This is a genomic window from Thermococcus sp., from assembly GCF_027008145.1.
Classification (GTDB): Archaea; Methanobacteriota_B; Thermococci; order Thermococcales; family Thermococcaceae; genus Thermococcus.
Genome location: NZ_JALTCZ010000209.1, coordinates 1 through 13821, shown reverse-complemented (window position 1 = coordinate 13821; position 13821 = coordinate 1). Strand labels below are relative to the sequence as shown.

Here is a 13821-nt window from a genome sequence, read left to right as displayed (position 1 = left end):
TCCTGTCGGTGGGGAGATGGGAAGGGCCTTGATGGTTCAGGGGACATCCTCAGGAGCGGGCAAGTCTCTCCTGGTAACGGCGTTATGCAGGATCTTCTCGAACCTCGGCTACGATGTCGTTCCTTTCAAAAGCCAGAACATGAGCCTGAACTCCGCCCCAAGCATAGAGGGAGGTGAGATAAGTCGCGCTCAGTATCTGCAGGCCATAGCCTGCAGGAAAAAGCCCAGCGTGAGGTTCAACCCGATCCTGCTCAAGCCCGAGGGGAGGATGAGGAGCCAGATCGTCTTCATGGGAAAGCCCATCGGTAGCGTCTCAGCTAAGGACTACATGCTCTCGCGGAAGGAGGAGCTCTTCCGAAAGGCGATGGAGGTTCTTGACGAGCTGAAGGAGAAGCACGACCTGGTTTTAATCGAAGGAGCCGGCAGTCCGGTCGAGATAAACCTGAAGGACTATGATATGGTCAACATGCGCGTGGCAAAGCATGCCAACGCGAGGGTTATTCTCGTCACTGATATAGACAGGGGCGGGAGCTTTGCCTCGATAGTCGGAACCATGGAGCTCCTGAGTGAGGAGGAAAGGAACCTAATCCTCGGCTTCGTCTTCAACAAGTTCCGCGGCGATGCTTCCCTGCTCAAGCCCGGCTTCGATTACCTTGAGGAACGCTACGGAAAGCCGACCCTTGGAGTTATCCCCTACGTCGAACACCGCCTTCCCGAGGAGGACTCCTTAGCGGAGTTCCCGAAGGTTAAGGGCGATCTGCACATTCAGATAATCAGGCTTCCCCACATAAGCAACTTCACAGACTTTGAGCCCCTTCACTGGGCGAACGGCGTTGACTATGTCACGAGGGCCGAGGAGATAAGGGGAGACCTCGTTATAATCCCGGGGAGCAAGAACACGGTCGAGGATCTGCTATGGATGAGAAACAACGGCATCGAAGATGCCGTAATCCAAGCCCACCGCGAGGGTTCTTTCGTCGTCGGAATCTGCGGCGGCTTTCAGATGCTCGGGAAGGAGATTATAGACACCGTTGAGTCCAAGCGCGGGAAGGTAAAGGGAATCGGCCTTCTCCCGGCAAAAACTGTCTTCAGGAGGGAAAAGCGGACTAACCACCTCAAGGCAAGGGTTCTCTGGGAACCCGCCAAAGGAATGAACGTGGAAGGCTACGAGATAAGGATGGGCCGTTCGATCTCGGAGAGGCCTTTCTCAGTCATAACCTCTGTGAACGCAGCCAAAGCTTTCGAACCGGAGGGGGCTATAGGAGAGCGGGCCTTTGGGACATACCTCCACGGCATCTTCCACAACTTCACCTTCACAGAGAGGTTCCTCAACTTTCTGAGGGCTGAAAAGGGCCTTGAGCAGGTTTCGGTCAAGAGGTGGAGCATAGAGGAGGAAATTGAGAGGTTCGCGGGGGTTGTTGAGAAGAACCTTGACGTGGAGAGGATTTTAGGTGAGCTTGGGCTCTAAAAATAATCCTCTGGACTCTCCAGCTCCTTCGGTGGGTGCCTCTTCCTCCACCAGAACTTAACACGGATGTATATGTAGAATCCAAGGAAGATGAGCAGGCCTATGAAAAGCAGAACCATTCCTACAACCAAGAAGCCGAAGAAGAACAGCAGGCCGAGGATTAGAATCCCAATGAAGACCAGTGTGCCCTTAATCTCCTCACCCCTCATCTTCCCACCAGGCAGGCTATTCTCTCGGCAAGCTTTAACTCTTCCGGCGTGTTAACATTGAGCGCTAAAAGCGGGTTGCTCAGTTCAAAAAATCTCTCCCCTTCAGTCCCAACCGCGTTCAGCCCAACCACGGCATAACTGTGATAACCCGCCGGTTTTAAATCCTTAGGAACCCTCTTCAGCGGAAGAACACCTGTCAGGCTTGTCTTCCCGTCGAAGGCTCTGGATATAGAGACGATGTCCGATGCCTTAACGAAGGGCAGATCCGCTGAAACGCTGACGAACGGCCCAAACTCCCGGAGGAGCCACCGGACGTCTTCTACGTAACCCTTTCCAGGCGTCTCGACGAAGGGAATTCCCTCCTTCAAGCAGAGCTCCCTGGTCTTCGGCGTATTCCTTGAGAGTGCCACGATGGCTTCCCCTACAGCCGAGGCTCCCCCATAAACCCTCAGGAGCATTGGCTTTCCGCCAACCTTCAGGACTGGCTTTTCCCTTCCCATTCGGCTTGACCTACCGCCGGCGAGGATGACTATCACAGATACCACCACACAAAGGCCAGAACCAAGAGCGTCCCGGCCCTCGTTATCTCTGCCATGGCCCCAAGGCAGTCACCGTTTACCCCGCCGAAATTACTCAGGGAGAGCTTTATTACATAAATGCCAAAGAGAAGGCCCACCAGCCCGATAACGGCCGGAGGAGTGTAGAGCGCAACGGGAAGGTAGAGGAGGGCGTAGAGAAACGTTCCAACGGCCAACTGCCTTCGGTTCATCCCCTCCATGAAGTAGGCCCCGAGACCCCGGCCGAGCGGTCTTTTTGTAGCCAATCCAAGGAGCATGGCAAACTTCGAGTTGAGCTCTGCCAGGTAGATGGAGTAGAAGGGCACCAGCGGGAGCGAGTAAACCTGAAGGAAGAGAACCATAGCAACCGCAAAGAGACCCGCTATTCCGGTGTTAACATCCTTCATCACCCTGACTTTCTTCTCACGGTCGCCCTTGACCATTATCCCGTCGGCCCAATCTGCCAATCCGTCTAAGTGGAGAAGGCCGATGGTGAAGTAGAGACCTAAAATGGCGAGCAGATTGGCTAGGGGTAACCTCAGGTAAAGAAAAAGAACCGGAAAGGCAGAGCTGACCAAGGCGATAGGCGGAAAGGCCCAGAGCTCTTCCCGGGCTTTTTCGAAGTCCCCCCCAATCGGGAGCCTTGTGAGGAACGGCAGGATGTTCTTCATTCGCCATCCTCCTGGAACAGTTTCGTCATGCAACCCGCTATAAACCCTCCCACCGCGTCATCGAGGAAAGGCGGAAGCTCCGCTAAGATTCCGGGCTTCCTCGTGTCGTAGTAGAAGAAGTTGAAGAGCGCCATCTTTCCGCCTATGTACTCCGCGATGTCTATCCCAATCAGCTCGTCTGCGACAAGGTTTACCGGGTCGCCCTCGACTTCAAAGTCCCCCTCAAGCAGGAGCGCTGCCATCAGGAGAGCCTGGACGTTGATGTCTTTGAGATAACGGAGCACCAGAGTTTTAAGCCTTTTTCTGGTCTCGCCGGGATTGTTGCCAATGTAGAGTTCCATTGCTGTGTCGAGCATTGAATCAAGCGTTATCCCGTGCTCTTCGAGCCTTTGAAGGAGTTCTCCACTCTTCACGCTCTCACCAGCCCGAAGCGGATCCAGTGGTACCTCTCACCCTCCTCGACAGACTTCACCTCAAGCTTAAACCTCTCCCCGAAGAGAGGTGAGGCCAAAACCACAGTGTGGAACTCGCCGAACTCTCCAACCGGGTCAACACCCGGGTAAGTTCTTAGAAAGTTCTCCAGGTCGTTTTTCGAGCCGAAGGTATAAGCTAAAGCCTCCTGGGGAAGCTTTTTCCTGTCCACCGCCATTATGGCCCACTCGAAGCCCTCTCCGAGCATCTCCTCCGCCAGCCCAAGGGTGTCCCTCCCCCAGAGTGGTTCGAGGGCTTTGACTCCGGCCTTCTCCCCAAGCATCTCAACCCACTTTTTGTGCTCCCCGAGAAGGATGTCGCCCGCTATGAGGTAATCAACGCCGAGGGAGCCGATGAAGTCGGCTAGGGCATCGCTTCCTTCGGCCATGTCGAAGGTGAGTAGTTCCTTCCCCATCGCTTTAGCTAAAGTCTTTAAGGCCTCTGAGTTCTCCCAGTGTGGTGAAAGTCCGATTGTTGTTTTAAGCGCCAAAAGGTAGGGAACATCTATCCCCCTCTCTTCGGCTAAATAGAGCGCGTAGAGCCCGTCCTTACCGCCCGAAAAGAAGGCAACTCCCCTCAAGTTATCGCCCCCGTCAGGGTTATAAAGAGCTGGAGCTTTTATCCGTTATGCTCCTCCGACTTGAGAAGTTAGAAAAGGTAGGAGAGATCTACATTAACCCGAGGAACCTCAAGGTGAGGCCTTTAAAGCTGAAAAACTGGCGCGACCTTCTTTTTCTCGACGAGGAAATCTATGGAATCTACGCGAGGACGATATACAACCCAGAGGAGAGATTCCTCGTAACGGATGGAAAGAGCGAGGCCAGAGCCATTGAGCTCTCCGGCCTTTACCGCTCCCTCTTAACTAATCCAGAGCACTTCTGCGGGCGGGAGAACCTTGAATACCAGCGGGAGGTTGGTGAATTTAAAGGCCTGCCCTTCGCCAACGGCTGGGCTGGTTCAAAAGCCCTTCTCGTCGGCGAAGCCCCGGGAAGGCGCGGATGCGGGAAGACCGGGATATGCTTCTACCGCGACGCCTCCGGGATGCTTCTGCGGAGGGTTCTCTTCTCCCTCGGCATCAACCTAGACTTTCTCTACATAACCAACGTCGTCAAGTGCAACCCGCCTAACAACAGGCTGAAAAAAGTCCCTCCGGGAGCCTACGGACTACTCGCGAGGGAGCTTGAGGTTTTAAAGCCGGAAGTGATTTTCGCAATCGGCAGAACAGCGGAGAGGGCCTTGAAGGAGCTCGGATACGACGCCATCTACCTCAAACACCCGGCCTGGTACGTCAGAAGGGGCGTTAGGAAGCCAAACGAGAAGATCCTGGTAGAATACGCTAAAATCCGGGAGGCTGTTGGTGAATGGAGGCCTTGATAGTTTTCGCTTTAGCATTGCTCTGGGATGTCTTCCTCGGCGAGCCACCGACGAGGCTCCACCCGGTGGTATGGTTCGGGAAGCTGATCGGACTTCTGGATTCCCTATATAGAAGACGCTCTCCGGTTCTTGATTTCCTGGTTGGGACACTCACGGCACTGATTGTTATCGCCTTGGCATTCCTTCTGTCCGTTTCTCCCGTCTTTGTCCCTTACCCCCTCAACTATGCCCTAGCTATTTACCTCCTCAAGAGCTCGTTTGCGATAAGAAGCCTCCACGAGCACGTCGCGAGGACGATGACGGAAAACCTTGAAGAGAAGAAGAAAGCGGTCTCCATGATCGTCAGCAGAAAAACGGAGGGCCTCGACAGGGCTCACCTCAACTCGGCCTCGATAGAGAGCCTTGCTGAGAACCTCAACGATTCAGTAGTTGCTCCGCTCTTCTACTTCCTTCTCTTTGGCTTACCGGGTGCCCTGCTCTACCGTGCTGTCAACACGCTCGATGCAATGCTCGGTTACAGGAACGAGCGCTACGAATACTTCGGCAAGTTCTCCGCCCGACTGGATGATCTCCTCAACTTTATTCCAGCCCGTTTGACGGTTCTCCTATATCTTCCTATTGGGGGGAGGAGGGTTCTCCGGTACTACCGCTTAGCCAGGTTCAAGATAAACTCGGACAAGCCCATAGCTGTGATGAGTGCCGTTTTAGGCGTCTGGCTTGAAAAGCCCGGCGTTTACCGCTTTCCGGGAAGGGAACCGGAGAACGGTGATATACGGCGGGCCTTGAGGGTTTATCGGCTGATTGTTGGCGAATGGGTTGTTACAGTCCTCTTACTCATCGCAGTGGGAGTGTGTCCATGCTCAGGCCGGTAGAGTTCTCCACATACCACGGCGGTTCAAGGGAGGAGGGATTGCTTGACTTCTCGGCATCGCTCAACCCATACCCACCTGAGTGGCTTGACGAGATGTTCGAGCGGGCGAGGGAGATAAGTGGCCGCTATCCCTACTACGAAAGGCTTGAGGAAGGCCTTTCGGAGCTTGTTGGCGGAGAGATTACAGTAACCGCTGGGATCACCGAGGCCCTCTACCTCATCGGTATCCTCGCGCTCCGCGGGAGGAGAGTGATAATTCCACGCCACACATACGGTGAATACGAAAGGGCAGCGAGGATTTTTGGGGGAAAGGTCATTAAAGGCCCAAACGAGCCGGAAAAGATGGCTGAGCTTGTGGAGAAGAACTCGGTGGTCTTCTTCTGCAATCCAAACAACCCCGACGGGAGGTTCTACCGCGTCAGGGAGCTAAAACCACTCCTCGATGCCGTTGAGGATAAGAAAGCCCTCCTTGTCATTGACGAGGCGTTCATCGACTTTGTTAAAAAGCATGAAAGCCCGGAGGGTGAAAACATCGTGAAGCTCAGAACCTTCACGAAGAGCTACGGCCTGCCGGGAATAAGGGTCGGCTACGTAGTCGGCTTTTCCAGGGCCTTCAGGAGCGTCAGGATGCCCTGGGGAGTAGGCTCGACCGGCCTCGCTTTCCTTGAGTTTTTGCTTGAGGACGGCTTCGAGCACCTGAGGAAGACAATGCCATTAATCTGGCGCGAGAAGGTGAGGATGGAAAAGACTTTGGATGTTAAAAGCGACGCCAACTTCTTCATCAAGCGCGTGGGAGATGCCAGGAGAACAGTAAAAGAGCTCAAAGAAAAGGGAATCCTCGTGAGAAACTGCGAGAGCTTTGGGCTGCACGAATACGTCCGCTTCTCGGTGAGAACGCCTGAGGAAAATAGCGCTTTAATCAAGGCCTTCCGGGAGCTGGGAGTAGGGTTTTAAACCTGAAGCTCACTTCATTTTTTGGTGGTACCATGCACGAGCTTTATACCTCTCTTGCGGAGTACTATGATGCAATCTACCGCAGAAGGGCCGAGCGGATTGGGGAAGAGATTGACTTCGTGGAGGAAGTTTTCAGGGAGGACGCAGAGCTGGAGGTAAGGAGAGTCCTCGATTTGGCTTGCGGAACTGGAATCCCAACACTTGAGCTCGCAAGGAGGGGCTATGAGGTTACAGGTCTTGACCTGCATGAGGAGATGCTGTCCGTTGCACGGGAAAAGGCGAGGAATGAAGGACTTAACATCAAGTTCCTGCAGGGCGATGCTCTGGAGATAAGCTTTGAGGAGGAGTTCGACGCGGTAACGATGTTCTTCTCGTCCATCATGTATTTCGACGATTCTGCAATTCAAGGATTGTTTAATTCTGTAAAACGTGCCCTGAAACCGGGTGGAGTTTTCATCGCCGACTTCCCGTGCTGGTTCTATGGTGAAGGGGACGGCCCGATAGTGTGGGACGAGCGGAAAGACCATGAGAAGCTCATCATAACCGACTGGCGGGAGGTTGGGTCTGCCTTTCAGAAGCTCCACTTCAAGAGGCTGATTCAGATAATCAAGCCCGACGGGAGCGTTAGGGCGTTCATGGTGGACGATGAGCTCAACATCTACACGCCGAGGGAGATGCGGCTCTTGGCTGAGAGGCACTTCAGGAAGGTCAGAATCTACGGTAACCTGAGAAGGGAGCTGAGACCCGACGACAGGAGGTACTGGCTGGTCGCCATCAGGTGACCCTAAAATTTTTAAACCCCTGTCCACTTTTATACCCCGGTGATGCCTATCGTCCACCGTAGAGCTGATTTCAACCCCTGAACTCCAAGCCTTCCGCCCTTCTGGGTCAGTCCTAACTCCGGCACCACCGTCAAAGTTTTTAAGCCACCCTTCTGAGGGTATCCCATCTTCAAAAAACAGAAAAGGTGATGGCTATGCTCCCCAAGACCTATGACCCCAACGAGATTGAGCCCAAGTGGCAGAAGTTCTGGCTGGATGAAAAGGTCTACAAGTACGAGCTCGACGAGAAGAGGCCGAGCTACGCTATAGACACCCCGCCGCCGTTCACGAGCGGAACACTCCACCTCGGCCACGTTCTGAGCCACACGTGGATTGACATCATCGCACGCTACAAAAGAATGACCGGCTACAACGTTCTCTTTCCCCAGGGCTTTGACAACCACGGCCTCCCGACAGAACTGAAGGTCGAGAAGGAGTTCGGGGTAAGCAAGGATCAGCCCGAGCTCTTCCTCCAGAAGTGCATCGAGTGGACATGGCAGGCAATCGAAGCTATGAGGGATCAGTTCATCAGAATAGGCTACTCCGCCGACTGGGACCTGGAGTACCACACCATGGACGACTGGTACAAGGCCACCGTCCAGAAGTCTCTAATAGAGTTCTACAAAAAGGGTCTGCTCTACCAGGCCGAGCACCCAGTTTACTGGTGCCCTAGATGCAGAACGAGCCTTGCAAAGGCAGAGGTGGGTTACGTTGAGGAGGAGAGCTTCCTCTACTACATCAAGCTCCCGTTAGCTGATGGCTCCGGCCATGTCCCGATAGCAACGACAAGGCCAGAGCTGATGCCGGCATGTGTTGCGGTCTTCGTCCACCCCGACGATGAGAGGTATAAAGATGTCGTCGGAAAAAAGGTGAAGCTCCCGATATTCGAGCGCGAAGTGCCGGTTCTCGCTGATGAAGACGTTGATCCGAGCTTTGGAACTGGTGCAGTCTATAACTGTACCTACGGAGACGAGCAGGATGTGGTCTGGCAGAAGCGCTACAACCTTCCGGTAATCATAGCAATCAATGAGGACGGAACGATGAACGAGAGGGCCGGGCCGTACGCAGGTCTCAAGACGGAAGAGGCCAGAAAGAAGATAGCCGAAGACCTTGAGAAGATAGGCCTGCTTTACAAGAAGGAGAAGATAAAGCACCGTGTTCTGAGGCACACCGAGAGGAGCTCCTGCATGGCGCCGATTGAACTCCTGCCGAAGAAACAGTGGTTCATCAAGGTCAAAGACTTCACAGATGAGATAGTGAAGGTAGCGAAGAGGATAAACTGGTACCCGAGCGATATGTTCCTCCGTCTGAAGGACTGGGCCGAGTCAATGGACTGGGACTGGGTCATAAGCAGGCAGCGCGTCTTTGGAACTCCCATCCCATTCTGGGTCTGCAAGAACGGCGAGATAATCCTTCCCGACGAAGACAAGCTTCCGGTCGATCCGCGCTTCGACAAACCGCCGAGGAAGTGCTCCGACGGGAGCGAGCCAGAACCAGTAACCGACGTCCTTGACTGCTGGGTCGATTCTAGCATGACCCCGCTTATAATAAGCAGGTGGCACGACGCGATAAAGGGAGATGAGGAAGGAAAGAGCTGGTTCGAGCACAACTTCCCAACCGCTTTAAGACCGCAGGGAACGGACATCATCAGGACGTGGGCCTTCTACACGATATTCAGAACGTGGGTGCTCACCGGTGAGAGACCCTGGGATGACGCCCTTATCAACGGTATGGTAGCTGGTCCCGATGGCAGGAAGATGAGCAAAAGCTACGGCAACGTCGTCGCTCCCGATGAGGTTATCCCAAAGTACGGCGCCGACGCTCTGAGGCTCTGGACTGCTTTAGCTCCGCCAGGGGAAGACCATCCCTTCAAGTGGGAGACAGTTGACTACAACTACCGCTTCCTTCAGAAGGTCTGGAACATCTACCGCTTCGCCGAGAGGCATCTAGAGGGCTTCGATCCGGAGAAGGCCCCAGCTAAGCTAGAACCCCTCGACCGCTGGATACTCAGCAGGCTCCACCGCGTTATAAAGTTCGCCACCGAGGAGATGGAGAGGTACCGCTTCAATCTGCTCACAAGGGAGCTCATAACCTTCGTCTGGCACGAAGTCGCTGACGACTACATAGAGATGATAAAGTACAGGCTCTATGACGACGACGAGGAGAGCAAGCTTAAAGCTAAAGCTTCCCTCTACGAGTTGCTCTACAATGTGATGCTTCTCCTCGCGCCGCTCACGCCACACATCACCGAGGAGCTCTACCAGAACCTCTTCCGCGAGAAAATCGGTGCTAAAAGCGTGCACCTGCTCCAGTGGCCGAAGTACGAGGAAAAAAAGATAGATGAGGAAGCTGAAAGGCTCGGCGAGCTCGCCAGGGAGATAGTCGGTGCTATGAGGCGCTACAAGAACGGCCACGGCCTCGCTTTGAACGCCAGGCTCAAACACGTGGCAATATACGCCACAGATTCCTATGAGAGGCTCAAGGCTATTGAGAAGGACATAGCGGGAACAATGAACATCGAGAGGCTGGAGATTATTAAGGGCGAGCCCGAGCTTGAGGAGAGGCTCATCGAGATCAAGCCGAACTTCAGAACCGTTGGGCCGCGCTATGGAAGGCTAGTGCCGAAGATCACAGCCTACCTCAAGGAGAACGCCGGAGAAATAGCGAGGGCCCTCAAGGAGGGCGGAAATGTGGAATTCGAGGTTGATGGCCAGAGGGTCGAGCTGGCCAAAAAGGACATCGTGCTCAGGAAGGCAGCGTTCAGCGAGGGGGAGGAGGTTGAAACGGCAGTTGTTGGAGACGTGGTAATTCTCTTCTTCTGAACCGTTTTCTTCGCTAACCTTTTTATGTTCCCCACCAAATCCCATTGGGTGAGACCTTGAAAGGAAAGGAGCTTGAAAAGAGGATTGAGGAGATGGAGGCCCTTCTTGAGCTCATGGAAGCAAAATACGAGGAGATGAAGCGCGACAACGAGATTTTAAGGAGGGCACTTGAAGAACTCAGGAGGGAGAACGAGCTTTTGAGGGGTGAGGAAGGTGGAGGAAGAGGAGCTGAGAAGGAAACTTCTTGAGCTCTCCAAAAGAGAGGCCTCACTTAACTTCAAGATGTACGAGCTTTATCAGGAAAACCAGACTCTAGCCATAAGGCTCGCCGGCTACATAGCCGAGAACAGGCTCTACGGCGGTAAGTGGGAGAACCGGGAGGCCATAAAGGTCATGGACAAATACCTGACCAAGAAAAGGAACGAGGATGAACGCTCCTCCGGATAATTTCAACAAAGGACACATCCGTTCACAAAAAGTTTAAAAAGTGTTAGCGTTACCAACCGCGGGTAAAATTCCGGGCGAAGGCGTCCGCCCCAAATGCCCCCTGTGGGGCTAATGACGCCTGTTCTCCGCTTTAGGAGGTGACGCCCTTGAACCCGGAAGAAAGGATAGTTATAGGTTTGGTCCAGGTTATAGCCGTGCTCCTGCTCTCCCCCCTCATGGTGGGGATACTCAAGAAGGCAGAAGCTAGGATAGAGTCGCGGAAGGGAATAAGCATCTTCCAGCCCTACTATGACTTAGCGAAGTTCTTCAAGAAGGAAACCCTAATCCCCGAGAAAGCGGCTTCCTTCTTCGTGCTCGCTCCATTCATAGCCTTTGGGGCGATGCTCACACTCCCCTGGGTGCTGCCCATCATCGGCAACTTCCCCAGCTGGTTCGCCCCAACGGTGGACTTCTTTGGAGGGACGTTCCTCTTCGGTCTGGCCGCGATGGTCTCGATACTCGCGACCGAAAGAACTGGAAGCTACTATACGGGTATAGGAGCGACCAGAGCGGTTAACTTCGGCGCCTTCGCGGAGCCGGTTCTCATAATGGTCTTCTTTGGAGTAGCCATCCTCACGGGAACCAACAACCCGTTCCTGATGAACCACAGGATAACGGCAGGGGGATGGTACCTTAGCCCAACGCACATTCTCATAACCGCTGCCTTCTTCATGCTACTGCTCTTCGACACCGGAAAGTTGCCGATAGAATCTCACGGAAGCAACGAACTCGGAATGCTCGACCAAGGGAAGGGTCTCGAGTACACCGGTCCCCTCTACGCTCTCAGCACCTGGGCGGGCTACATGAAGTCCTTCATTCTCATGGCGGTGTTCCTAAACGTCTTCGCGGTTCCTTGGGGCCTGGCAACAAACGCTTCGCTCTACGAGGTTCTCAAGGGGATTTTCTGGCTATTCGTCAAGATGCTTGGACTCATAGGTGCGTTCGTGGTCGTTGAAGAAACCCTCGCAAAGATAAGGCTGTTCAGGATAATAGACTACCTCTCGGCCAGCTTTCTGCTGGCTATAATGGGTGTCATAAGCTTCCTCCTGGGGGGTGTTGTGCCTTGATTAGCGTTACAACTGAGGTCTTAAACATCCTTGGGGTTACAGTGCTCCTGACGGCGTTCCTCCTGCTTACCGAATCGTATATGCACTCGCTCATAAACCTCATAGCCTTCCAGTCCCTCCTCATAGGGGGGATACTGGCCATCATCGGCTGGGAGACGGCCAGTCCCGAACTCATCGTCCTGGCTGGGATTACCATAGCTTTTAGGGCGCTCCTAATACCCTGGATACTCCAGAGGGACATAAGGAAGGAGCGCATCTGGTACAACAGGGAGGTCAAGACAACCCACCACGCGATAGTTATCGGCCTAATTCTAGCTGTGACCGCCTACTTCCTCTACGTCCCGATATACAGGGCAACTGGAGACTGGAAAGGAGTCATACCCTTCCTACTGCTCTTCCTCAGTATGCTCGTCATCGTCGGAAGGAGGAACGCCCTGGCCCAGATAATCGGCTACATCAGCGAGGAGAACTCCCTGCTTTACTTCGCGGCAGTGATGACTTCAATGCCCATAATACTGGAGTTCGGAATCCTGCTCGACATGATAGCCTTCGTCCTGCTCGCGGTTATCCTCGGAGCCGAGAAACGCTACGGGCCGGTCGAAGTTGAGGAGCTGGTGGGGTGATAACATGGAGGTGGTGCTTTACCTCTTAATACTCCCCCTCATAGCCTCGCTCCTCTCGTTAGCGGGCGAGAGGTGGGGAAGGGCCCTGACACCGGCCTTCGCCTTTGCAACAGCGGTCCTCTCGGCCCTGATGCTCTACGAGGGAGAGACTGTCTCAACGCCGAACCTCTACGCGGACTGGTACTCTCTAGTAATCGCTGGCATAGTCTCCTGGGTTTACTTTTTCGCTTCCCTGGCTTCTCTCTACTACACCGAGGGGCTTGAGAGGCCCTTCTTTGACCTCCGCTACTACTGGAGCTTCCTGTCACTATTCGCCCTCACCATGAGCTTCACCGCCCTGGTTTCCAACCTCGGCTGGATGTGGATAGGGCTTGAAGCGACCACCGTGGTGAGCGCGCTCCTCATCCTCACGGAGGGAGAAAAGAGGAACGTCGAGGGGGCGTGGAGGTACATGATAGTAGCCTCCGCTGGACTTGGGGTGGCATTCCTCTCGGTTATCTTGGCCTACGTCTCCGCCGGAACCCTTGACGTGAGGCACTTAACGTTCACACCGAAGGAGGCCCTCCTGGTTTCCACCCTGGCTTTAATCGGCTTTGGAACGAAGGTAGGCCTCTTTCCGATGCACGGCTGGCTTCCGGACGCCCACGGGAGCGCGCCATCGCCGGTAAGTGCAATGCTTTCCGGAACGCTCCTTCCAACGGCCCTTCTCGTCTACTACAGGATCCTCAGCGCATCCCCCTGGGATTCCCCGGCGAAGATAACGCTCCTCTTTGGAGTCCTAACTCTCCTCGTCGCTTCCTTCCTGATGGCGTCCCAGAGGTTCGTCAAGAGGCTGCTCGCCTACTCAAGCATGGATATGATGGGCGTCGCTACAATAGGTCTCGGCTTGGCTTACTACCACCCCGCCCTGCTAAAGCTCGTCTTCCTCCTCCTGGCGGTTCACGCCTTCTCCAAGGGTGCCCTCTTCATAACCGCCGGGAGCGTCATGCGGGCCTATGGAACGCACGAAATAGGGGGGATAAGAGGCCTAATGAACTCGAACCCCATGAGCGGCCTCTCACTGGTTCTCTCCGCCCTGTCCGTTACTGGAAGCCCTCCTTTCGGGACGTTCATAGCGGAACTTGGAATAATAGGCGTTGCCCTGTCGAGGAGCTACTGGTGGGCGCTCTTCATAGGGACTGGCTTACTACTGTCGTTCCTGGCTTTGAACTGGCACTCAGCTAAGATGGCCTTTGGAGAAGGGGAGAAGCGGAAGGTTCCCACGGGGGAGGGGATCATAGTGCTCGCTATGACCTTAACCGCCCTTGGGATAAGCCTCTACGCGTGGTATCTTATAGTTACGGGAGGTCTGGTAGTATGAAGGCTCTTTCCGCTGTGTTCAGGAAGGGCGGGAAGTATCTGACGGTCTGGCTCGATTACGATAGCGG

The 13821-nt window shown here is 54.3% G+C and carries 16 protein-coding genes and 1 riboswitch; of the genes, 11 read left to right on the top strand and 5 right to left on the bottom strand.

What is annotated here, in order from left to right:
• Positions 1–16 precede the first annotated feature (16 nt).
• Positions 17–1468, top strand: a complete 1452-nt coding sequence (locus MVD07_RS10730; protein WP_297502049.1) for a cobyric acid synthase — start codon at positions 17–19, stop codon at positions 1466–1468.
• Here the strand turns inward: MVD07_RS10730 and MVD07_RS10725 are convergent.
• From MVD07_RS10725 to MVD07_RS10705, 5 genes are read right to left on the bottom strand one after another with little or no spacing between them, the layout of a single operon-like run.
• Complete coding sequence (locus MVD07_RS10725) at positions 1465–1677, bottom strand: hypothetical protein (RefSeq protein ID WP_297502043.1); 213 nt, start codon at positions 1675–1677, stop codon at positions 1465–1467. The two genes, MVD07_RS10730 and MVD07_RS10725, sit on opposite strands and share 4 nt — an antisense overlap.
• Positions 1674–2213 (bottom strand): NTP transferase domain-containing protein, encoded by a 540-nt coding sequence (locus MVD07_RS10720; RefSeq protein ID WP_297502041.1) that lies wholly within the window; start codon positions 2211–2213, stop codon positions 1674–1676. Before MVD07_RS10720 ends, MVD07_RS10725 begins: the two co-directional genes overlap by 4 nt.
• Positions 2210–2905 (bottom strand): adenosylcobinamide-GDP ribazoletransferase, encoded by a 696-nt coding sequence (cobS, locus tag MVD07_RS10715; RefSeq protein WP_297502034.1) that lies wholly within the window; start codon positions 2903–2905, stop codon positions 2210–2212. The genes MVD07_RS10720 and cobS overlap by 4 nt, the downstream gene beginning before the upstream one ends.
• Positions 2902–3318, bottom strand: coding sequence for an alpha-ribazole phosphatase CobZ (gene cobZ, locus MVD07_RS10710; protein WP_297502031.1), 417 nt, complete (start codon positions 3316–3318; stop codon positions 2902–2904). The genes cobS and cobZ overlap by 4 nt, the downstream gene beginning before the upstream one ends.
• Positions 3315–3956: a diphthine--ammonia ligase family protein gene (locus MVD07_RS10705; RefSeq protein ID WP_297502029.1), complete on the bottom strand. Its 642-nt coding sequence runs from the start codon at positions 3954–3956 to the stop codon at positions 3315–3317. Before MVD07_RS10705 ends, cobZ begins: the two co-directional genes overlap by 4 nt.
• Positions 3957–4003: 47 nt before the next feature.
• Here MVD07_RS10705 and MVD07_RS10700 point away from each other — a divergent pair, with 47 nt between their 5' ends.
• The 10 genes from MVD07_RS10700 (at position 4004) to MVD07_RS10655 (ending at position 13754) form a co-directional block, all read left to right on the top strand.
• Positions 4004–4750, top strand: a complete 747-nt coding sequence (locus MVD07_RS10700; protein WP_297502026.1) for a uracil-DNA glycosylase family protein — start codon at positions 4004–4006, stop codon at positions 4748–4750.
• Complete coding sequence (gene cbiB / locus MVD07_RS10695; RefSeq protein WP_297502023.1) at positions 4738–5622, top strand: adenosylcobinamide-phosphate synthase CbiB; 885 nt, start codon at positions 4738–4740, stop codon at positions 5620–5622. The genes MVD07_RS10700 and cbiB overlap by 13 nt, the downstream gene beginning before the upstream one ends.
• Positions 5607–6575 (top strand): aminotransferase class I/II-fold pyridoxal phosphate-dependent enzyme, encoded by a 969-nt coding sequence (locus MVD07_RS10690; RefSeq protein WP_297502020.1) that lies wholly within the window; start codon positions 5607–5609, stop codon positions 6573–6575. The genes cbiB and MVD07_RS10690 overlap by 16 nt, the downstream gene beginning before the upstream one ends.
• 32 nt (positions 6576–6607) lie before the next feature.
• On the top strand, positions 6608–7357 hold the full coding sequence (locus tag MVD07_RS10685) for a class I SAM-dependent methyltransferase (RefSeq protein ID WP_297502017.1): 750 nt from the start codon (positions 6608–6610) through the stop codon (positions 7355–7357).
• 194 nt (positions 7358–7551) lie between these two features.
• The gene (locus MVD07_RS10680) at positions 7552–10218 is read left to right on the top strand and encodes a valine--tRNA ligase (RefSeq protein ID WP_297502046.1); all 2667 of its coding nucleotides are present in this window, start codon (positions 7552–7554) and stop codon (positions 10216–10218) included.
• A 56-nt stretch (positions 10219–10274) separates the two neighbouring features.
• Complete coding sequence (locus tag MVD07_RS10675; protein ID WP_297502015.1) at positions 10275–10466, top strand: hypothetical protein; 192 nt, start codon at positions 10275–10277, stop codon at positions 10464–10466.
• Complete coding sequence (locus MVD07_RS10670; RefSeq protein WP_297502012.1) at positions 10432–10665, top strand: hypothetical protein; 234 nt, start codon at positions 10432–10434, stop codon at positions 10663–10665. The genes MVD07_RS10675 and MVD07_RS10670 overlap by 35 nt, the downstream gene beginning before the upstream one ends.
• Before the next feature lie 64 nt (positions 10666–10729).
• A riboswitch (Fluoride riboswitch) is annotated at positions 10730–10793 on the top strand.
• Positions 10794–10811: 18 nt separating this feature from the next.
• Positions 10812–11771: an NADH-quinone oxidoreductase subunit H gene (locus tag MVD07_RS10665; protein WP_297502009.1), complete on the top strand. Its 960-nt coding sequence runs from the start codon at positions 10812–10814 to the stop codon at positions 11769–11771.
• Positions 11768–12394: a hypothetical protein gene (locus tag MVD07_RS10660; RefSeq protein ID WP_297502005.1), complete on the top strand. Its 627-nt coding sequence runs from the start codon at positions 11768–11770 to the stop codon at positions 12392–12394. Before MVD07_RS10665 ends, MVD07_RS10660 begins: the two co-directional genes overlap by 4 nt.
• Before the next feature lie 4 nt (positions 12395–12398).
• A complete protein-coding gene (locus MVD07_RS10655; protein ID WP_297502003.1) occupies positions 12399–13754 on the top strand; it encodes a proton-conducting transporter membrane subunit in 1356 nt (451 codons plus the stop codon).
• The last annotated feature ends 67 nt before the right edge of the window (positions 13755–13821 follow it).